This window comes from Catenulispora sp. MAP12-49 (assembly GCF_041262705.1).
GTDB lineage: Bacteria > Actinomycetota > Actinomycetes > Streptomycetales > Catenulisporaceae > Catenulispora.
In genome coordinates this window covers 1-19,794 of the sequence record NZ_JBGCCP010000021.1, presented here as the reverse complement: position 1 = coordinate 19,794, position 19,794 = coordinate 1, and the positions used below count along the sequence as shown (strand labels likewise).

At 70.8% G+C, this 19,794-nt stretch carries 15 protein-coding genes; 6 read left to right on the top strand and 9 right to left on the bottom strand.

Annotated elements, in window-relative coordinates; genetic code table 11:
* Positions 1-519: 519 nt before the first annotated feature.
* The 3 genes from ABIA35_RS31605 (at position 520) to ABIA35_RS31595 (ending at position 4,154) form a co-directional block, all read left to right on the top strand.
* Positions 520-1,605, top strand: a complete 1,086-nt coding sequence (locus ABIA35_RS31605) for a hypothetical protein (RefSeq protein ID WP_370360311.1) — start codon at positions 520-522, stop codon at positions 1,603-1,605.
* A 23-nt stretch (positions 1,606-1,628) separates the two neighbouring features.
* Complete coding sequence (locus tag ABIA35_RS31600) at positions 1,629-2,459, top strand: class I SAM-dependent methyltransferase (RefSeq protein ID WP_370360310.1); 831 nt, start codon at positions 1,629-1,631, stop codon at positions 2,457-2,459.
* A gap of 102 nt (positions 2,460-2,561) precedes the next feature.
* The gene (locus tag ABIA35_RS31595) at positions 2,562-4,154 is read left to right on the top strand and encodes an MFS transporter (protein WP_370360309.1); all 1,593 of its coding nucleotides are present in this window, start codon (positions 2,562-2,564) and stop codon (positions 4,152-4,154) included.
* 73 nt (positions 4,155-4,227) lie between these two features.
* Here ABIA35_RS31595 and ABIA35_RS31590 read toward each other — a convergent pair whose 3' ends face one another.
* The 7 genes from ABIA35_RS31590 to ABIA35_RS31560 all read right to left on the bottom strand — a co-directional run bounded on the left by ABIA35_RS31590 (position 4,228) and on the right by ABIA35_RS31560 (position 11,575).
* Entirely contained in the window at positions 4,228-5,328 is a 1,101-nt protein-coding gene (locus ABIA35_RS31590; RefSeq protein WP_370360386.1) for an acyltransferase family protein, read from the bottom strand.
* Positions 5,329-5,592: 264 nt separating this feature from the next.
* Entirely contained in the window at positions 5,593-6,480 is an 888-nt protein-coding gene (locus ABIA35_RS31585; protein WP_370360308.1) for a phytanoyl-CoA dioxygenase family protein, read from the bottom strand.
* Positions 6,481-6,485: 5 nt separating this feature from the next.
* On the bottom strand, positions 6,486-6,755 hold the full coding sequence (locus ABIA35_RS31580) for a phosphopantetheine-binding protein (protein WP_370344302.1): 270 nt from the start codon (positions 6,753-6,755) through the stop codon (positions 6,486-6,488).
* Position 6,756: 1 nt separating this feature from the next.
* A complete protein-coding gene (locus ABIA35_RS31575; RefSeq protein ID WP_370344301.1) occupies positions 6,757-8,031 on the bottom strand; it encodes a cytochrome P450 in 1,275 nt (424 codons plus the stop codon).
* A gap of 2 nt (positions 8,032-8,033) precedes the next feature.
* Positions 8,034-9,308 (bottom strand): acyl-CoA dehydrogenase family protein, encoded by a 1,275-nt coding sequence (locus ABIA35_RS31570; RefSeq protein WP_370360307.1) that lies wholly within the window; start codon positions 9,306-9,308, stop codon positions 8,034-8,036.
* 11 nt (positions 9,309-9,319) lie between these two features.
* The gene (locus tag ABIA35_RS31565) at positions 9,320-10,654 is read right to left on the bottom strand and encodes a condensation domain-containing protein (protein ID WP_370360306.1); all 1,335 of its coding nucleotides are present in this window, start codon (positions 10,652-10,654) and stop codon (positions 9,320-9,322) included.
* Positions 10,655-10,690: 36 nt separating this feature from the next.
* Positions 10,691-11,575: a cyclopropane-fatty-acyl-phospholipid synthase family protein gene (locus ABIA35_RS31560; protein ID WP_370360305.1), complete on the bottom strand. Its 885-nt coding sequence runs from the start codon at positions 11,573-11,575 to the stop codon at positions 10,691-10,693.
* Positions 11,576-11,715: 140 nt separating this feature from the next.
* Here ABIA35_RS31560 and ABIA35_RS31555 point away from each other — a divergent pair, with 140 nt between their 5' ends.
* Positions 11,716-13,143, top strand: coding sequence for an FAD-dependent oxidoreductase (locus ABIA35_RS31555; protein ID WP_370344297.1), 1,428 nt, complete (start codon positions 11,716-11,718; stop codon positions 13,141-13,143).
* Positions 13,144-13,341: 198 nt separating this feature from the next.
* Here ABIA35_RS31555 and ABIA35_RS31550 read toward each other — a convergent pair whose 3' ends face one another.
* Positions 13,342-14,658, bottom strand: a complete 1,317-nt coding sequence (locus tag ABIA35_RS31550; RefSeq protein ID WP_370360303.1) for an extracellular solute-binding protein — start codon at positions 14,656-14,658, stop codon at positions 13,342-13,344.
* A gap of 3 nt (positions 14,659-14,661) precedes the next feature.
* Positions 14,662-16,245 carry a class I SAM-dependent methyltransferase gene (locus ABIA35_RS31545; protein WP_370360302.1) on the bottom strand — a complete coding sequence of 528 codons (1,584 nt, stop codon included), beginning with the start codon at positions 16,243-16,245 and terminating at the stop codon, positions 14,662-14,664.
* A gap of 142 nt (positions 16,246-16,387) precedes the next feature.
* Here ABIA35_RS31545 and ABIA35_RS31540 point away from each other — a divergent pair, with 142 nt between their 5' ends.
* Together ABIA35_RS31540 and ABIA35_RS31535 are read left to right on the top strand one after the other, a co-directional pair.
* Entirely contained in the window at positions 16,388-18,517 is a 2,130-nt protein-coding gene (locus ABIA35_RS31540) for a molybdopterin oxidoreductase family protein (RefSeq protein WP_370360301.1), read from the top strand.
* Positions 18,518-19,597: 1,080 nt separating this feature from the next.
* Positions 19,598-19,794, top strand: a 197-nt coding sequence (locus tag ABIA35_RS31535; protein WP_370360385.1) for a transposase domain-containing protein, incomplete at its 3' end; no start/stop codon positions are given.

The following is a 19,794-nucleotide window of genomic DNA, read 5'->3' as shown; positions in this document are numbered from 1 at the left end:
AAGCACTGCGGGGAGACGACCTCGCTCTCAGGCGGGCCGCGTTGCGGGCGGTCAGGGCGCTCCCGGTGTCCGACGACGCCGCGGCGGCGGTCCTGACGGACGCCTCGCTCGAGCTGCGTCGGGCCTTCTACCGGACCCTGCTCGACGCTCGGCGGACCGCGCTGGCCGACCGGCTGCTGCCGTCGGTGCACCGGCAGTGGGGCGACGGCGAGGCCGCGGCTCTGCTGCCGGCCTGCTCGGCGAGGGTGGCGGCGGACCAACTACCGGGACTGGCGCACGCGGTGGGGTCGTGGACCACACTGGCGCGGAGGCATCCGGAGGCCGTGCTGGCCCACATCGAGAGCGGCGATCCGGCGCTCGGCCTCGGCTACGCGTTCTGGCGGCGGTGGGAGACCGTCCTCACCATCCTGGCGGAGTCGCTGCCGGAACGGACTATCGCGTTCCTGGAGACACAGGACACGCGCTACGGGCTTCATCTCCCGGCCCGCGCGATGACCGCGCTGGTGAAGGCCGACCCAAATGGGCGCCTGGACTCTGGTGGCCTCCGACGAGCGTCCGCGAACGAACCGGCTGCACTACCAGGCCGTGGAAGCCCTGGACGACGCCGGGATCATGGCCTACGTGGACGGCGACGTCTACACGCTGTGGGCGGTGCTGGGACACCTGCCGACGGCGCGGCGCGAAGGCCTGGTCGACGCGTTCGTCGCGGCGGCGCCGGAGCTCCAACCGATGTGGGCCGAGCCGCTGCTCGACGTGCTGCCGCCGGCGCGCGCCGCGGCCGAGGCCCGGCGGATGCTGGAGTGGCACCGGTCGCAGTGGCACCCGGTCCGGGGGCGTTCCCAGGCCGAGACGGTCGAGCTGACGCTGGCGTCGTATCTGCCCGTCGCCGGGGCGGTCGCGGTGCTGACCGAGGCGGCCGGGTCGAGCACCTCGACGGTCCGGAGGTCGGCCCGGTCGCTGCTGCTGGAACGCGTGGCGCGAACCGCGCCGGCGGCGGAGGTGCTGCGGCAGGTCGAGGCGCTGGTCACGCGCGTGCTGAACGAGCCGGATCCGGTGCGCGGCAGCTTCCTGGAGGCGCTCGGCAAGCTGCCGGTCGCGGTGTTCGGCGAGGACTGGGTCCCGGTGCTGGCGCGGCTGACGACGGTCGTGATCGAGGCGCGCGACTGCTCGGAGTCCACGCGGCGGTCCCTCAGGATCCTGGCCGGCCGGACGCTGCGGCATCAGACTTCGCCGGGTTTGCAGGCGTGGGCGTTCGACGTGTACCGGCAACTGGTGGCGCGGTTCGGGGCGGAGGGGCTGGCGGTGCGTCCCTTTCTCGCCGGCCTGTCCGAGAACAGCCTGCGGGAGCAGATCGCCGGCCGGCAGCCGCCGCGGCCGCCGGCCGGGCTCCTGGCCGCCGCCCGCACGTTGGCCGATCGCGGCGATCTGGCGGGCGGGCTGGTGGCCGTGCAGATCGCCGGGCTCGTCGCGGCCAGCGCGGCCAGCGCGGCCCTGGACGCGTCCTGGCTCGAGGTCGTGACCACCCTGCGCGGCTCGGCGCATGGAGAGGTCGCCGAGAACGCGGGGGACATCAGGTCCCGCAAGCAGGGAGAAGAAGGACCCTGATATGCCGGGCTACGGTGATGCTCGTGGCGAAGACAGCGATCGGACCCGACGAGATGGGCCGCCGGTACGACCAGTCGGCCTCCATCACCGATGTCATGAACGAGGGGCAGGTGCACCTGGCGTACTGGTACGGCCGGGAGGACACCACGCCGCTGCGGGAGGCGTCCCGGCGCATCACCGGCAAGGTGGTCGACGCGCTCGGGCTGCGGCCCGGCGAGCGCGTCCTGGACGCCGGCTGCGGCCTCGGGCTGCCCGCCCTGGACGTGGCCGAGGCCACCGGCGCGCACGTCACCGGCGTCACGGTGAGTCAGGCGGAGGTGGACGCGGCGACGAAGCGGGCCGCCGAGGCCCGGATGCAGGAGCAGGTGCGCTACCAGCGGGCGGACTTCATGGCGCTGCCCTTCCCCGACGCCTCCTTCGACGCGGTGCTGGCGATGGAGTCGCTCGTCCACGCACCGGACCTGGACCAGGCGCTGCGCGAGTTGCACCGGGTGCTGCGGCCCGGCGGCCGGGTGGGGCTGGTCGAGTACACGCTGGAGTCCGAGGCGGCCGGGCTCGAGGTCGAGGAGTTCTTCGGCAACCTCGGCCTGGGCAACGTGCTCACCATGCAGGGCTGGATCGAGGCGTTCGCCAAGGCCGGCTTCGCGGTCGAGGAGTACACACAGTGCGGCCCGCGCGTGTTCGGCATGGGGCCGAAGTACATCGAGGCCGCGCGCGGGATCCGCGAGCGCGTCGTCGCGCAGTTCGGGACCGAGGCGTACGAGGGGCTGGAGGGCGGCCTCGCCGGGTTCTTCGAGATCAGCGCGGGCCGGGTGGGCTATGTCGTCGCGGCGTTCGGCAAGGTGCGCGGCTGACATATCGGCACCCATGTCGCTTTCCCCAGATCCGCTCCGACCACCAGTCAAAGGCGCCACGCGCGGGGTGCCACCACTGTGGTTAGCGAGAAAGGATCTGCCATGAGTGACAGTGACACGACCCAGCCCGAGGCCCCCCTGGCCGGGCGCCGGGAGTGGCTCGGCCTGGCCGCACTGGCGCTGCCCACGCTGTTGGTCGCCTTCGACATCGGCGGCCTGTTCCTGGCGTTGCCGCATCTGAGCGCCGACCTGCACGCGACCGGGACCGAGCAGCTGTGGATCACCGACATCTACGGGTTCATGCTCGCCGGGTTCCTGATCACCATGGGGACGCTCGGTGACCGGATCGGGCGGCGCAAGCTGCTCATGATCGGGGCCGGCGGGTTCTTCGCCGCGTCGTTGCTGGCGGCGTTCTCGACCAGTCCGATGATGCTCATCATCGCGCGTGCTCTGCTGGGTGTCGCGGGGGCCACGCTTTCGCCCTCGACGCTGGCGCTGATCAGCAACATGTTCCGGAACCCCAAGCAGATGGGGACCGCCATCTCGCTGTGGGCGTTCTGCAGTTTCGGCGGGGCGGCGCTCGGGCCGGTCATCGGCGGGGTGCTGTTGCAGCACTTCTGGTGGGGTTCGGTGTTCCTGCTCGGGACGCCGGTCATGCTGTTGCTGCTGATCGTCGGGCCGATCCTGCTGCCGGAGTACAAGGACGCCAACGCCAAGCGCCTGGACCTGATCAGCGTGGTGCTCTCGCTGGCCGCGATCCTGCCGGTGATCTACGGCATCAAGCAGCTGGCCGCCGGGCAGAACAGCTCGCCGCTGGTGTCGGCGCTGGCCATCGTCGTCGGCGTCGTGTTCGCCATGCTGTTCACCCGCCGGCAGCTGCGCCTGCCCAACCCGCTGCTCGACCTGCGGCTGTTCCGCAACCTCAAGTTCAGCAGCTCGCTGTTGGCCATGCTGCTGGCCTCCGGGACGCTGGCCGGCCTGGGGCTGATGACCAGCCAGTTCATCCAGAGCGTGCTCGGGATGGAGCCGGCCAAGGCCGGGCTGTGGCAGGCCCCGACGGGCCTGGGCATCGCGATCGGCGTCCTGATCACCCCGGTGCTCGTCCAGAAGATCCAGCAGAGCACCGCGATCCTCGGCGGCCTCGTCCTGGCCTTCGTGGGCCTGATCCTGCTCAGCACGGTGCGCAGCACCAGCAGCGCGGGCCTGGTGGCGCTGAGCGTGGCGCTGGTGGCCCTGGGCATCGGGCCGCTGTTCGTGCTCGGCACCAGCCTGGTCGTCGGGTCGGCCCCGCCGGAGAAGGCCGGCTCGGCCGCTTCGATGTCGGAGACCAGCAACGTCTTCGGCTCGACCCTGGGGCTGGCCCTGCTCGGCAGCGTCGGCGCCGCGGTCTACCAGTCGAGCATGTCCGGCTCGACGGTCGCCGGGGCCCGGCAGACGCTGGCCGACGCGGTCTCCGCCGCCGCCAAACTCCCGGCCGGCCAGGCCCAGCCGTTGCTGAGCAAGGCCCGCGACGCCTTCACCGACGGCCTCGACATCGTGGCCTACAGCGGCATCGCGATCATCGCGATCGTCTTCGCCTTCGCGTGGATGACGCTGCGCCAGAAGGCGTCCGCGCCGGCGGAGTCCACCACCAGCCCCACCGAGTCCCCCGAGCCGGATCCGGTCGCCGAACGCCCCATGGTGACCGAGTCCTGATGGAAGTTCCGCCCGGTACCCGCCCCGCATCGGGTACCGGGCGGAACGCCGTCCGGCTCAGCCGTTCGCCGCCTCAGCCCGCGGTCGCCGGGGCGCTGGCCTCGGTCTCCAGCGCGGGCACCGGCCGCCGTGACCGGGGCCGAGACCACTTGCGCATCACCGGCATCTCGACGAACCGGTAGAGCAGCCAGGCCAGGAAGATGCTGATGGCCAGACAGGCCAGCAGGAACAGCACCGCCACCGGCGTGCTCCACGCCGTCAGGTCGTAGTCGCCGTATCCCATCCACTCCCCCTTGAACGCCGCCTGCACCGTGTGCAGCACGTTGAGATGGATGAGGAAGAACGCATACGAGATCTCGCCCAGGAAGACGGGCACACGATGCGTCAGCACCGTCCTGCGACCGGCGATGTCACTCGTGGCGGCCGCCGAGACCAGCAACCCGAGCGGGAAGCTGTACGTCGCCGCGAACACCCACAGCTGGGGCAGCCACAATGACGGCACATAGAGCACCGCGACCATGAGCACCGCCGGGCCCAGGCCGAGCCGGATGAACCGCCCGCTGATGACGATGCGCGCGAACAGGATGCCGACGACGAACTCCAGGCAGCGCACCAGCGGGAACTGGTAGACGAACCACATCTGCGGCCAGGAGAACTGGGTGTACCCCGGGAACATCGGCGAGTCCGGCACGAAAGCCTTCGCCAGCAACGGAACCGACAACGACAGCGCCGCCACCCCGATGACCCAGTACCAGAGCCGGTCCTCTCGGATCTTCGCGGCGGCCAGGACCAGGAACGGGAACAACAGATAGAACACGATCTCCGCGGACAGCGACCAGGTGACCCCGTTGACCGCGTAGAGCAGGTTGTTCATGCTCGGCGCCCAGGAGTTCACCAGGAAGAGGTTGGCGATCGCCGGCTCGACCATGGTCTTGGTCCCCGACACCACCAGCATGACGAGGATGACCAGCCAGATCACGGCGTGGTTCGGGAAGATCTTGAAGAACCGCCGGCGCCAGAACTGGCCCTTCGAGTCGGTCGGCCTCGCGACCCAGGTCAGGACGAACCCGCTGAGCACGAAGAAGAACCCGACGCCCATCGTGCCGGCGCTGTTGGTGATGAAGTCGTAGTGCTTCTCCAGCCGGGTGTCACGGAAGACACTCAAATAGGTCACATGGTAGGTGAAGACCAGAAAAGCGGCGACGAATCGCAAGGCGGTGAGGGAAGGAAGCCTGGCCGGACGTTGTGCCATTGCCTCTGTCATGGATACCTGCCTCGTCGATGAGGGGTCGGGAGAGAGCCACAGCGGGTCTACGGGAGTGGAGTCTGCGGGCCGCCCGGCCGGGCGTGCATCTTCCAGGGTGCGGGGTTGGGCCGAAGCCGCAGCCGATGCGTCCGCATCCGCGAAACGCACCGGCTGCTGTCGACGCCACGTCCGCTACATCAACGGATTCGCACCGCGCGGCCTGCTGGAGAGCTCCTCGTGCGTCCGCTCCAGCAGCAGAAGCGGGTCCTGCGTCTCGACCTGGCCGAGGCCGGGAGGGCAGCGTTCCCAGCCGAGCAGGCGCTGTACTTCCTCGGGCAGGGTCTGCACGGTCTCCCGGGAGACCGCAAGGTACTGATTCTCCTCCTGCCGCAGGTTGCCCAGGTCCAGCGCGAGGGACAGGCTGTAGCGCGGCACGTCCGTGGTGTTGGCGCCGCCGCCGTGGTAGACCCCGCCCGGCCAGATCAGCGCCGAGCCGGCGGGCATGACCGCCGGGACGGTCTCGGCGTACGCCGGGGCCCGCTCGTCGTCCCAGTGGTGGCTGCCGGGGATGACCAGGGTCGCGCCGTTGGCCGCGGTGAACTCGGTCAGCGCCAGCATCAGCTGCAGCCGGCACGGCGGCCCCGGGTGCCGCCACAGGTGCATGGCGTCGTCCCGGTGCAGCGGCTGGCGGCCCTGGCCCGGATCGATCCTGATCGCCTGGGTGAAGCTGACCTGGATGCTCGGGGTCACCTCCATCCGGACCTTGCCGATCCACATGTGCGCGGGCTGCTGCAGCAGGCGCCGGGCCGCGCCGAGGAACTGCGGCTGCAGGACCACGCCGGTCATCGGGCCCGGCGAGTGCTGGAACAGGCTGGAGAGCCGCTTGGTCTTCTGCCCGTCGTAGCCGCTCTCGCTGTAGCCGGCCGTCTCCAGGCCGGGTGCGAGGTCCGACCGGAGCGCGGCGAGCGTCGCGGCGTCGGCGAAGTCCTCGACGATCACCGCCCCGTCGCGGTCCAGGACCTCCACGACGTCGTCGAGCGCGGTGGCGGGGGTGATGTGGGTCAGGGTGGGTGCGGCCATCGGGCTCACCCCTCGCGGGTCCGGATGCCCGCGCGGGCCTGGATGTCCCGGGTGAGGGTCTCCAGGTCCGGGTCCTCGAACAGGTCGCCGATGTCGAGGGTGACGCCCAGTTGCTCCTCGACCGCCGCCGCGATCCGCACCGCGGCGATGGACTGGCCGTTGAGTTCGAAGAACGTGGCGCCGGGCCGGTCGGAGCCCGGGCCCAGGACGTCGGTCCAGATGGCGGCGAGCCGCTGGGCGACGTCGGCGGTGGCCGGCTGCTGCTGAGTGGTCATGTCACTGCTCCTTGCGGGAAGTAGGAGGTTCAGGGGTACGGAGATGGACCGGAAGCTCTGCACGGCCGTTCATGATGAACGTGCCCTGACTCGCCAGGTCGTCCGGCTCCACGGCCAGCCGCAGGCCGGGGAAGCGCGCGAACAGCGCCTCCACCGCGATGCGCACTTCCATCCGGGTCAGAGCGGGACCGACGCAGCGGTGCACGCCGTGACCGAACGCCACGTGCCGCTTGTCCGCGCGCCGGGCGTCGAAATCCCCCGCGTCGGCGCCGTACAGGTCGGGGTCGCGGCCGGTCGCGGCGTAGCCGACGATCACGGGGTCGCCCTTGGCGATGGTCACGCCGGCGATCTCAATGTCCTGTGTCGCGTACCGGAACGGGATGTGAGCGACCGGCGCGTCGGCGCGCAGCGTCTCCTCCACCACGTCGTCCCAGTCCACATCGCCGTCCACTGCCAGGGCACGCTGGTCGGGGTGGGCGAGCAGCGCCAGGACCGCGTTGACGATGAGGTTCCGGGCCGGTTCGGCGCCGGTGTTGATCACCAGCTGGGCCAGGCCGACGAGCTCGGCGTCTGACTCCGCGGCGGCGCCGGTGTGGGCCACCGGACACCCGCCCGGCAGCGCCTCGATCAGGTCGCTGATCAAGTCCTCCCCCGGCTCCCGGCGCTTCGCCGCGACCAGAGTCTGGATCTTGCCCTGCAACGCCATGAACTCCGCGCGGGCCTTCTGCGGGTTCGGCTCGACGTATCCGGCTCGGTCCAGGACGCCGTCCGGGTCGCCGTCGGGCACGCCGAGCAGCTCGCCGATCACGCGCGAGGACACCAGATGCGCGTACCGCAGCTTGAGGTCCACCGGCTCGCCGGGCCGCTCGGCCGCGTACTCGGCCAGCTCGTCCAGCGCCCGCGCGACGACCTGCTCGACCCGCGGCCGCAGCATGGCGATCCGCTGCGGGCTGAACGCGCCGACGACGACTTTGCGCTGGCGCGAGTGCGCCTCGCCGTCGGCGGTGGACATGTTGTCCATCCGGGCCCAGGCGATCAGCGGGAAGTCCGGGCCGAGGGTGCCCTCGGCGTAGGCCGGCCAGTGCTCCCGGGCGTTCTTGGCGAACCTGTCGTCCGCCAGGACCTGCCGGGCGGCGTGGTAGCCGGTCACCGACCAGGCCTCGACGCCCCCGGGCAAAAGCACCCGGGTGATCGGTCCGCGGGCCCGCAGCCGGGCCCCCTCGCCGTGGATGTCGGTGCCGGCCGGATCTATGACGAAAAGCGGATCGTCGTCCACGTCTACCTCCTGTGCAGCTTCAGTTGCGCGTATCCGCGGTTGGCCACGGTGGTGAGCAGCACGGCGGAGCTGGCGTGCGTACGGCCGGTGGACAGGTCGCGCCAGACGCGTTCCAGGCGCGTCCCCTCGCGGACGGCCGGGCTGCCGGCGGTCGGCTGGAGGATCTCGTCGACGGCCCGCCAGGCCAGTTCGGTGGCCTCCCGGCAGGTGATCGCGACCCGCAGGTCCTCCTCCGCCGTGAACGCCCCGACCGGCTGCTCGGACAGCTCGTGCCAGCGCCGCGAGGCCGCGAGCACCAGGGTCTCGGCGGCGTCGATCATGCCGCTGGCCTTGCCGTACCAGAGCTGATAGTCAGGGTCCTGAGCGCGGGGTGCGAACGGTGGCAGGATCGTTGTGCGGCTGAACATCAGCTCGGTGTAGGCGTCGAGCGCGCCCTGGCACATGCCGACCGCGATGTGCGCGCCTTCCAGGGCCATCGAGCTGGCCGGCGCGCCGCCGTACTGCGGGTGCTCGTGCAACTCGCGGCCCGGGGTGCCGTCGGTCACCGAGATCTCCTCGAAGTTCACCTCGATGCCGAAGTGTTCGGGGATGCGGCCGCCGGAGATCCGGATGCTGTGCGACCCGCTGCCCTTCAGTCCCAGCTGGCCGCCCCAGTCGTCGAGCATCTCCCACTGGTCGCGGGGCGCGATGAACAGCAGCCGGCGCGGCGGGGCCGCGTCGTCGGCATCGTCGGCACGGCCGGCGTTGCCGGCATCGTCATCGCCGACGATGACGGTGTTCCCGATCAGGTGCGTCGCATACGGCGCGCCGGAGCAGTACCGCCACACGCCGTCCAGGATCCAGCCGCCGTCCTCGGCGCGCCTGGCCGTCCCGTAGGGGGCGTTGACCAAGGGCGCGATGAAGTCGCCGGCGCCGAAGATCTCGGCCTGCGCCTTCTCGCCGAACATACTGCCGGCGAACAGCGAGTGCGCCGCTCCCAGGCAGTACATCCAGCCGGTGGACGCGCAAGCGCGAGTCAGGATCATGGCTATCTGCAGGAAGGTGTCGAAGCTGAACTCGTAGCCGCCGTACCGCTTGGGCACCGTGACGCGGTAGAAGCCCGCGTCGCGGAACGCCTGGTGGGTGTCCTCGGCGTAGTAGGTCCGCCGCTCGGTCTCGTGCTGGCGTGCCACCAGGCCGGGCACCATCGCCTCGGCCCGCTCGATCAGCAGGGCCGGGGTGACCTCGGATTCGGACGGCGCGGCCGCGGCCCGCACGGCGTTCTCAGTCGTGGTCATGGTCCCGCGCCTCAGATCGCCGAGTCCGGGTCGGCCACCATCTCGCCGATCACTCCGAGGAACACGTCCACCTGCTCCTCGACCTCGGCCCGCGCGAACAGGTGGCGGCTGAAGCTGAGCCCTCCGACCACTTCGTCCGCGCCGAGGTGCATCGACCAGATCATGCCGTCCGGGGTCTCCGAGCCGAGCGGCTGCGGGATGACCCGCCGCCAGATCGCGCTGTATTCGAGGTCGCCGATCCGCTCGCTCTGGGTCAGGTAGGGCGGCTGGACGGCCTGGAACAGGGTCGGCACGGCGTCGGGGCCGGCCGAGGACATCAGCTCCGGCGCCTCGGCGAGCAGATGCAGCAGCGGCAGCTCGTGGGAGAAGGCGCCGATGCAGGCCTTGCGGGTGCGGACGATGACGTCGCGGAAGGTCTGGCAGCCGTCCAGGTCCACGCGCAGCGGGACGAAGTTGAAGAACGACCCGACGGTGGACTGGAAGCGCGGCTCGCGGCCCGGCCCGAAGGTGGGCACCACGATGTCGGTCTCCTTGGTGCGGCGGTTCACGAAGACGGTGAACGCGGCGAGCAGGACCATGAACGTCGAGCTGCGCGTCGCCTTGGCCAGCCGGGACACCTCGGTGCTCAGCCGCGCGTCGGTGGTGAAGCGGTGGTAGCTCGTCGCAGGAGTCTGATCCGTGCGGTGCACCGGCGCGACCAGGATCCTGGCGCCGCGCAGGGTTTCGCGCCAGTACGCGCGCGAGGCGGCCACTGCCGGCCCGGCGGCGTCCTCGTGCTGCGCGGCGACATACTCACGGTACTGAGTCGCCTCGGGCAGCTGCGGCTCCTTGCCGGCCACGCGGGCGGCGTAGCACTGCGCCACATCCCGCAGGACCACCTGGATCGACCAGACGTCCGCGGCGCTGTGGTGGGCACACAGGACCAGGACCGAGTCCTGCTGGTCGAAGCGGCCGAGAACCGCGCGCAGCAACGGGACCCGGTCGGCCGGGAACGGCCGGGTCTCGGCCTCGATCATGAGCTGCTCGGCGCGGCGGTCCCGGTCCGCGCCCGGCGCCTCGTCCAGGTCGACCAGCAGCAGCTCGGGCGCCACGGCCGGCAGCACACTCTGCCCGCCGCCGTCCTCCAGGCGCACCACGGTGCGCAGCGCCTCGTGCCGCTCGACCACGTCGGCCAGCGCCGCACGCAGGGCGTCCACGTCGATCCGGCCCTGGACGCGCCAGCCGAAGACCTCGGTGTAGTGCGGCCCGAACGGCCCGGCTTCGAAGCCTTGGGCGAAGATGCACAGGAACTGCTGCTGCAGGGACAGCGGCGCGGTCGCCTGCTGCGTTTCCGGAGTCGTGGTCATGTGAGATCTCTCCTGAAGTGAAGGCTGACGCTGGTTTCAGTTCCAGGGCTTTTGGACCGTGACGACGGCATAGCCGATCCGGTCCGCGCCCGGGGCGAAGAAGTGCTCCAGCGTCTGCCGGAGCTCGTCGACGGCGGCCGGGCCGAAGCGGGCGGCCAGCTCCTCGCGCCGGGATTCCACGGCCTGCAGGTACTTGGGGCCCATCCCGAACACGCGCGGCCCGCACTGCAGGTACTCCAGCAGCTCGAAACCGTTCTCCCGCAACGGATCCAGCCACTCGGCGACCGACAGCAGCCACTTCGCGCCGAAGGCCGTCGCGTGCTCGCTGGCGGCCACGACGCCGAGCCCTTCGCGGGTCGGCTCGGTCAGGGTCAGCCGGCCGCCGGGGCGCAGCACCCGGTGCAGGCCGCGCAGGGTCGGGCCGAGGTCGCGGACGTAGACCAGGGCCTCCATCGCCACGACCGCGTCGAAGCTGCCGTCCGGGAAGTCCAGGGCGCTGAAGTCCGCGGTCACGAACGCGACCTGATCACCGAGCCCGGCCGCCGCGGCCCGGGCGTGCGCCTCGGCCACCTGGCGGGTGCTGATGTTGACCCCGGTGACCTGCACCCCGTACTCGGTCGCGAGCTGGATCGCCGGCGTGCCGAGGCCGCAGCCGACGTCCAGGACCCGTTCGCCCTTGCGCAGCCGCAGCGATTCGGCGACCTTGCGGGTCAGCCGCTGCGTCGCCTCGATCAGCGGGGACTGGTCCTCGTCGTCGTACCAGTAGGCCAGGTGCACCTGGCCGTCGTTGAACGCGTCCGACATGTCGGTGGACTCGTCGAACATCTCGGCGATCTGGGTGGTCTCGCTCTCCATGGCTTTCATGGTCGCCAGGGCGCCGAGGCCGGGCATCTTCATGGTTGCGCCGGTGGACTCGGACACGGAACAGCCTCACTCCGCGCGCAACAACCTCACCCCGCGCAGAACAGTCTCACCCCGCGCGCAATCCAGGAGATGCCCGGCCCGGGCCGCAGCGCCGATCGTGAAGCTCATCAGCGCACGATCTCCAGGAGGTGGGCCAGATGCCCAAGGAAGCACCCCGGCCGGCGGCCGACGGCGACCCGACCCGCGCCGTCGTGCTGGGCGGCAGCATCGCCGGGCTGTTCGCGGCCCGTGTGCTCGCCGAGGCCTACGACGAGGTCCTGGTCGTGGACCGGGACGCGGTCACCGGCATCGACGGCCCGCGCCGCGGACGCCCCCAGGGCAAGCACATCAACGCCATGCACGTGCGCGGCCGGGTGGTGATGGAGGAGCTCTACCCCGGCATCACCGACCAGCTCATCGCCGACGGCACCCCCTTCGGCGACTTCTCCGGCTCGGTCCGCTGGTACTTCCGCGGCCGCCCGGTCAAGCGCGCCGACATCGGCTACATCGCCGTCCCGGCCTCGGCCCCGCTGATGGAGCGCCGGATCCGCGAGCGCACGGCGGAGCTGGCGAACGTCCGCTTCGTCGAACGCTGCGACATCCTGGGCCTGACCGCCACCGCCGACCACGCGCAGGTGACCGGCGTCAAGGTGCAGCGCAACGGCAAGGCCGGCGAGACGATCACCGCCGACCTGGTGGTCGACGCCACCGGCCGCGGCTCGCGCACCCCGGTGTGGCTGGAGGAGATGGGCTACCCGCGGGTCGAGGAGGAGCGGACCAACATCGGGCTGGGCTACGTCACCCAGAACTACAAGATGAAGGCCGACCCCTACGACGGCGACCTGGCGATCATCGCGGTCGCCTCCCCGGACGTCCCGCGCGGCGTCATCTTCACCAAGACCGAGGGTGACAAAACCCTGATGACGGTCTACGGCATCCTCGGCGACCACCCCCCGACGGACCAGCAGGGACTGTACGAGTTCGTGAAGGGCCTGCCGGTCCCGGACATCCACGAGGCCCTGAAGCACGCCGAGCCGCTGGACGAGCCGGTCGCCTTCCGCTTCCCCACCACCCAGCGCCGCCGCTACGAGCGCATGAGCCGCCTCCCGGCCGGCCTGCTGGTCATCGGCGACGCGGTGTCCTGCTTCAATCCGGTGTACGCGCAGGGCATGACGGTCGCGGCACTGTCCGCACTCACCCTGCGCCACCACCTGCACTCCGGCGCGACCCCGGACTCCCAGCAGTACTTCCGCGACCTGGCGCGCGACGTCATCGACCCGCCGTGGGAGATGACACGCACCGTCGACCTGGGCTTCGACGGCGTCGAGGGCAAGCGCGACCTGAAGGTCCGCATGGGCCAGCGCTACCTGGCGATGGTCCAGGTCGCCGCGACCCGCGACAGCTCGGTGACCCGCGGCTACATGCGCGCCGCCGGCATGCTCGACCGCCCCGAGCAGCTGATGCGCCCCGGCATGGTCGCCAGGGTGCTGCTGAACGCGCTGCGCGGGCCCGCCGGCCCGGCCGCCGTGCCGCCGGCGGTGGCGGATGCCGGCGCCGAGCCGGTGTCGGTGCCGGGGCGGGTGTGAGGGGAGCGCGAGGGCTGCGCGGCTGAGGAGCCCACCGGGGCGGCGACCGATAGAGGGCGGTCGCCGCTTCGGTGTGTTCGGGGCGCGCGAGCATCCGAGCGACCGGTTCGGCGAATAGGCCAGCAGAGTCGGCTTTATTTGGCGCGCAGAAGGGATCGACGGCGCGCCATTTCTGCGCACCGCCGATCCGTCCTCGACCTACCGCGCCGCCCGCCTCCTCACAGCCCCCGCGTTGTACTCGTCCAGCCGCCGCTGTGCCGTAGCCGTCGCCTGTGCGAACCGGCGTGCGGGGTCGGCGCCGTGGTCCAGCACGTCCGTCATCGCCTCGATCAGGTCGGCGTGCATGCCCGCGAGGTCTCCGGCCAGGGCGCCGGTCGCGGCTGGGGAGCCGTCGGATGCGGCGAGCTGCGCCGGGGCTGCGAGGTGGTGCGGTTTCCGAGTGAACCAGCCTTCTGCTTCCAGCAGGCGGTGCGCGCCGTGCGTCACCGGGATGAAGCCGCTGGACTTGTGCCACTCGGCGGCGCCCTCGGGGTTCAGCAAGTACTGCAGGAACGCCAGTGCGCCGTCCTGTTCCTCCGGCGACAACCCGGCCGCCAGCCACAGCGAGTCGCCGCCCAGGACGTCGCCGGCATACGGGACGGCGCCGTTGTGCGGCAGGCGGTGCGCGCGGACCTCGATCCCGGCCTGTGCTCCGGCCGACACCACCGGCTCGGCCATCACCGAGGAGTTCCACAGGAACGGCACCCGGCCGGCGATGAAGGCCTCGAACGTCCCGGCCCAGTCCTGGGCCACGCCGGTGTGCAGGTAGACCCCGTCCTTGTGCAGCCGCTGCCACCAGGTGACCCAGGCCAGGAGTTCGTCAGAGGCCAGATCCACCTTCTGCGCCCGGCCCGCGCGGCCGTTGGCGTTGTCGGCCAGCAGGCCGCCCTGCTGGGCCACCACGTGCTGGAAGAACCATCCGTCGTTGGCCCATGCGACGCCGTGCGAAGGATCGCCGTCGCTGCGCATCAGGGTCCTGCTGGCGGCCTCCAGGGCGTCCCAGTCCTGCGGCACCTCGGTGATCCCGGCCGCCCGCAGCATGGTCATGTTCGCGTAGAGCAGGCCCGTCGAGACGCTGAACGGCATCGACACCAGCTCGCCGTCGTAGCTGTAGTAGCGGTGCGCGGTGTCGACGAAGTCGTCGAGGACCACCGGCTCGCCGAGGATCTCCCGGCGCCCGCCGACCGCGCGCTGCACCGGGGTGAACAGCGGCCCGCCGGTCGCGCAGACGGCATCGCGGGCGCGCTGGGTCTCGGTGAAGAAGACATCGACGATCGCCGGGACGCGGCCGGCGTCCAGGATCCGCGTGAACTCGTCGCCCCCGGTGAAGGTCCGGTACGTCGAGATGCGCACCTCGTAGCCGGGGTGCGCCGCACCGAACTCGGCAGCCCGCCGGCGTACCGGATCCAGGAATCCCTCGCGAACCGGATGCTCGGCGAGCAGGATCCCGATGACGGTCGGCCCGTCGCCGCCCACGCCTCAGCCCTCCCGCGTCGCGGTGAGGAACACGAACGTCCCCGGCCCCGACTCCTCGACCACGGTCAGCCCGGCGGCGGCCAGCCACGACCGGATCTCCTCCGGCTCGAACAGCAGGTATCCATCGGGAGCGGCCGGGAAGATGTGCGAGTGCTGGAAGTACCGGTACACCGGATCGTCGGCCCAGCGGAACGTCATCAGGGTCAGCACGCCGCCGGGCCGCAGGCAGCGGCCGATCTCGCGAAGCGCCTGAGCCGCGTCCGGCACCGCCTGCAGGGCGTTCCAGAAGTTGACGGCGGTCAGGGAACCATCGGCGACGGGCAGCTCCAAGGCGCTGGCGCGGACCGTGGAGACCTGCGGCAGACGACCGCGCAGCCAGTGGAGCATGGCGTCGTTGAGGTCCAGGGCAATGACCCGCTCGGCACCGACGGCGTCGGAGACCACCCAGGTCCAGCGGCCGGCGCCGGCCGCGAGGTCCAGGATCGGGCCGCCGGGCCGGGTGGCGGCCGCCGTGCGCAGGCGCTCGGCGATGTAGGCGTCCTCGACCGCCGGAGTGACAGCGCCGTCCCAGTTCTGGCCCATGATGCGCAGGAAGGCCGGGCGCAGCCCGACCTCGTAGTGCTGGCCCACCGTGCTCATCACGGCCGCGTTCTGCAGCACGTCGGCCTCGACGTCCTCGGCCTCGTCGCTCACGCCGGCGCCGGAGCGCTCTCGGCGGGACAGGTCGAGGATGCCGCCGAGCACGACCGGGTAGAAGGTCGAGCAGCCGCCGCAGCGTGCGCCCTTCTTCTCGAACTCCAGCGGGCTCGCGCAGGAGGTGCAGCGCAGCGTGGCTTCGTGGCGGGCGAACGTGGTGCCGGCGGCGATGGCGGGCATCTGGTGCGGTGCCGACCAGTAAGGACTCTGATCGGCGACCGGGCTGGGCAGGCCGTTGGCCATCGACCACAGGGCCTTGGCCCCGGCGGTGGCCCACAGCGAGCGGGTGTCGCTCTCCCAGGTCGCGGTGATCTGCTCGGGGGTCAGGGTACTGATCCAGGCGCGGTCGAAGTCGCGTTCCTTCTCGTCGATGTCCCAGTCGAACGGCGAGGGCCAGGCGCGGCCCAGGTCGGGGTCGGCCGGGTCGAGCAGGGTCAGGCCGCGGTCCAGCCGGGTCGCGTCGTCGGGGTTCAGCGGCACACCGCTGAACGCGGACAGGACCCGGTCGCGCTCGTGCGGGAAATGCGAGAGCAGATACAGCGCGGCCACCGTGAACGGCGTGACGGTCGTGGTCCCGCGAACCTGGTCGAGGACGACGTCCAACCCCCGGCGCACGGCGGTGGCGACCGGGCCGTCCAGCTCCGGGTACTCGGCCTCGGCGAACAGGCCGAGGGCGATCGCGAGGTGTCCGCGATGCGGGGCGTCGGCGCCGTCGAAGGCGGCCAGCAGCTCGGGGACGGCTTCGGCCGCCAAGCCGGGATCGTTCAGCACTCCGGCGGTCCAGAACGTGCCGACCAGGCGGGTGAACGCCTCGGCCAGCACTTCGGGCCCGGCTTCACGGAAGGCGGTCAGCGGTCCGGCGACGGTGGCCGGCTCGGCATGCGGAGCCATGGCGAATCCTCTCTTCGACAGGTCTGTCTCCACGATCGATCCGCCCGGCGGCGGCCGACATCTTCGGGGATGCCGAACCGGTGCGGGCGCTTCGCACGCAGCGAGAAGGGCGCCCGCGGCGGCGTTGCTAGCGTCCGGAAGCATGAAGACTGCGCTTCGGACGTGTCCTCTGTGCGAGACCGCTTGCGGGTTGCGGCTGACCCTGAACGACTCAGGCTCCGTGCTGCGGGTCGAGGGCGACCGCGACGATCCGTTCAGCAAGGGCTTCCTGTGTCCGAAGGGGGCGGCGCTGGGTCATCTGGACGAGGACCCGGACCGGTTGGCGGGTCCGCTGGTCCGGGTCGACGGGGAGTTGCGGCCGGCCAGTTGGGACGAGGCGTTCGCCGAGCTGCACCGGGGGCTGAACGAGACCATGGCGGCGCACGGCCGCGATGCGGTCGCGCTGTACTTCGGCAACCCGACCTTCCACACCATGGCCGGTTTCCTGTACCGGCAGCCGCTGACACAGATGCTCGGCAGTCGCAATGTCTACTCGGCCAGCACCATCGACCAGATGCCCAAGCACGTCGCCAGCGGCCTGATGTTCGGCGATCCGATGTCCGTGGCCGTTCCGGACATCGACCGCACCGACTACATGCTGATCCTCGGGGCCAATCCGGTGGAGTCCAACGGTTCGCTGTGTGTGGCGCCGGATTTCAAGGGGCGGCTGCGGGCGTTGCAGCAGCGCGGCGGCAAGGTCGTGGTGGTGGATCCGCGGCGCACTCGTACCGCCGAGCTGGCCGACGAGCATTTGTTCATTCGCCCCGGGACGGATGCGTATCTGCTGTTCGGGATCGTGCATACGTTGCTGGGTGAGGGTTTGGCCGCGGTGGATGTAAAAGTCGCCGGGCTCGAGGAACTCAGAGCTCTGGCAAGCGACTTCACGCCGGAGGTCGTGGAGCGGGCCTGTGGCGTGCCGGCCGCGACGACGGTGCGGCTGGCGCGGGAGGTCGCGGCGGCGCGGACGGCCTGCGTGTACGCGCGGATCGGCACGTGCACGGCCGAGTTCGGTTCGACGGCGCAGTGGCTGGTCGACGTCATCAATGCCCTGACGGGGAACCTGGACCGGCCCGGCGGGGTCATGTTCGCCAAGACCGCGGGGCTGGAGATCTTCCGCAGCGGCCAGCCGTTCGCCACCGGCGCCTGGCACAGCCGGGTGCGTGGTCTGCCGGAGGTGCTCGGGGAATTTCCGGTCGCCACGATGGCGGACGAGATTCAGACGCCAGGCGAGGGTCAGATACGGGCTCTGATAACGGTCGGCGGCAATCCGGCACTGTCCGCGCCCAACGGGCCGCGCCTGGCCGAGGCCCTGTCCGAGCTGGACTTCATGGTGTGCGTGGACCCGTACCTGAACGAGACCACCCGGCACGCGAACGTGATCCTGCCGCCGCCCCGGATTCTGCAGAGTCCGCACTTCGACTTCCTGGTGCAGATCATCATGGTCCGGAACTACGCGCGCTTCTCGCCGCCGGTGCTCCCACTGCGCGAGGACCAACGTTCCGAGGCCGCGATCCTGGCGAAGCTGCTGCTGATCCTGGCCGATCAGGGCCCTGATGCCGACTCGCGCGGCGCCGAGGAGATGCTGCTCGGCCAACTGCTCGCGGCCGTGCCGGAGATGCGCGACGGCCTCGACGGCGCCGACGGGACCGAGCAGATTCTGGACGCGCTGCTGAAGCTGGGCTCCTACGGCCTGTCGCTGGAGGCGATGCGCCAGGCCCCGCACGGCCTGGACCTCGGCCCGCTCCAACCGCGTCTGCCGGAGATCCTGTGCACCGCCTCGGGCAAGGTCGATCTGGCACCGCCGGCCCTGGTCGCCGACGTGCCGCGGCTCCTGGAGCGGCTGGCGGACCCGGCCCCGGAGATGGTGCTGATCGGGCGGCGGCACCTGCGCTCGAACAACAGCTGGATGCACAACGTGCCCTCGCTGGTCGGCGGCAGCAACCGCTGCACGCTGCACATCCACCCGCAGGACGCGGCGCGCCTCGGACTCGGAGAGCGTGCGCGGGTCCGGTCGGCCGCCGGAGAGGTGGAGGTGCCCGTGGAGACCACGGACACGATCATGCCCGGCGTGGTGAGCCTGCCGCACGGCTGGGGGCACGCGGACAGCGCGCAGGCCGTGGCGCGCAAGAACGCGGGGGTCAACGCGAATGCGCTGACTGATGAGGCGGTCGTGGACCCGGTTTCGGGGAACGCGGTGTTCAACGGGGTGCCGGTGCGGGTGCTGGCGGTGTGAGAGCGGGCAAAAAGGGCGCCGCTGGTGGTGGGTTTAGAGGCTTCTTACGGCTTCGCGTATGGGTTTGCGGGATCCGTTGGTGGCGCGGGTCGGTGCTGGTGCTGGTTTCGCGGGGCGGTGGTGGTGTGGGTAGGTGGTGGGGTCTACTGCGATAGTCAAGGTCAACTGCGACAGTCGAGGGCAAGGTCAAGGTCAAGAGCTGAAGGGCGCCTCCGGCGGCGCCTGCGCGGCGAGCGGCCTCGCTCCGGGGAGTGGGGGGCCGCGTTGTCGGGCGGCGGACGCTGCTTGTGGTCGCCTTCGTCCCGGCTTCCCCGTCGCTTCGTCGCTTCGTCGCTTCGTCGCTTCGTCGCTTCGTCGCTTCGTCGCTTCGTCGCCCGGAGGGAACCATCCCGGCCTGGGCGGTGTCAAGCCGGATCGCTGTTGCTGGCCACCGGTTTCGTCCGGCTGGACACCGCCCAGTCCGGGATGGTTGTGCAAGCACCGCCGAAGCGACGGGGAATCCGGGACAACCCCGGCCTGTGGTGTGGACGGGGTCCACTTCGCCACGCACGGGTTTTGTCCACTGGCGTGGTGTAAGTAGTCTTCAGCGGTGAAGCCCCGGGTCACAGCTGCCGCAGTGGGCATCTGAGCCCATGGATGTGAAAAACCGGCCTGCTGATGGCCGGTTCTTCACATCCATGAAGATCACCACGCGCTCGGGCGTGCCTTGCGTCCTGCCCACGTCGAAGATTGCTTACACCACGTCGATGGACGTCACCGACGCACACGCGGGCGGTGAGTCTGCGGGCATGGGGCGCGGGAACCCTTCCCACAGGCGGGTTTGTCCCGGATTCCCCGTCGCTTCGGCGGGCGAAGCCAAGCAGGCCGGGCCGGTGGTGTCAAGCCGCTGATACTAAACCACGGCGGCAGCGATCCGGCTTGATACCACCGGACCGGTCCAATGCCGCGTAGTTAAGGGTTTGGCGGTGTCGTCAAATGCGGCTGTGAGCAGCTGTTTTATATAGTGAACGAGACCTCTGATACACCGGTTCTTGTCTAGGGAACCCAGGGATCGGAGGTCTCGTCGTGTCTGAGTCTGCCATGGTGCGTGTCGAGCGTGCTATCGAGGTGGCAGCGGGGGTGTTCGCGCCGGGACATTTGGGGGAGTTGACCCAGTTCCTGCCGTTCGAGCTGGTGGACGCAGTGCTGGCTGATACCGGGACGGTGCAGCAGCGGCTGCGGGTCCTGCCCTCCCGGGTGGGGGTGTACTTCGTTTTGGCTTTGGGCCTGTTCCCGCA

Coding starts and splice junctions, on each gene's coding strand:
- ABIA35_RS31605 (WP_370360311.1), top strand. CDS start 520: ATGGGCGCCTGGACTCTGGTGGCCTCCGACGAGCGTCCGCGAACGAAC.
- ABIA35_RS31595 (WP_370360309.1), top strand. CDS start 2,562: ATGAGTGACAGTGACACGACCCAGCCCGAGGCCCCCCTGGCCGGGCGC.
- ABIA35_RS31585 (WP_370360308.1), bottom strand. CDS start 6,480: ATGGCCGCACCCACCCTGACCCACATCACCCCCGCCACCGCGCTCGAC.
- ABIA35_RS31580 (WP_370344302.1), bottom strand. CDS start 6,755: ATGACCACTCAGCAGCAGCCGGCCACCGCCGACGTCGCCCAGCGGCTC.
- ABIA35_RS31570 (WP_370360307.1), bottom strand. CDS start 9,308: ATGACCACGACTGAGAACGCCGTGCGGGCCGCGGCCGCGCCGTCCGAA.
- ABIA35_RS31565 (WP_370360306.1), bottom strand. CDS start 10,654: ATGACCACGACTCCGGAAACGCAGCAGGCGACCGCGCCGCTGTCCCTG.
- ABIA35_RS31555 (WP_370344297.1), top strand. CDS start 11,716: ATGCCCAAGGAAGCACCCCGGCCGGCGGCCGACGGCGACCCGACCCGC.
- ABIA35_RS31545 (WP_370360302.1), bottom strand. CDS start 16,245: ATGGCTCCGCATGCCGAGCCGGCCACCGTCGCCGGACCGCTGACCGCC.
- ABIA35_RS31540 (WP_370360301.1), top strand. CDS start 16,388: ATGAAGACTGCGCTTCGGACGTGTCCTCTGTGCGAGACCGCTTGCGGG.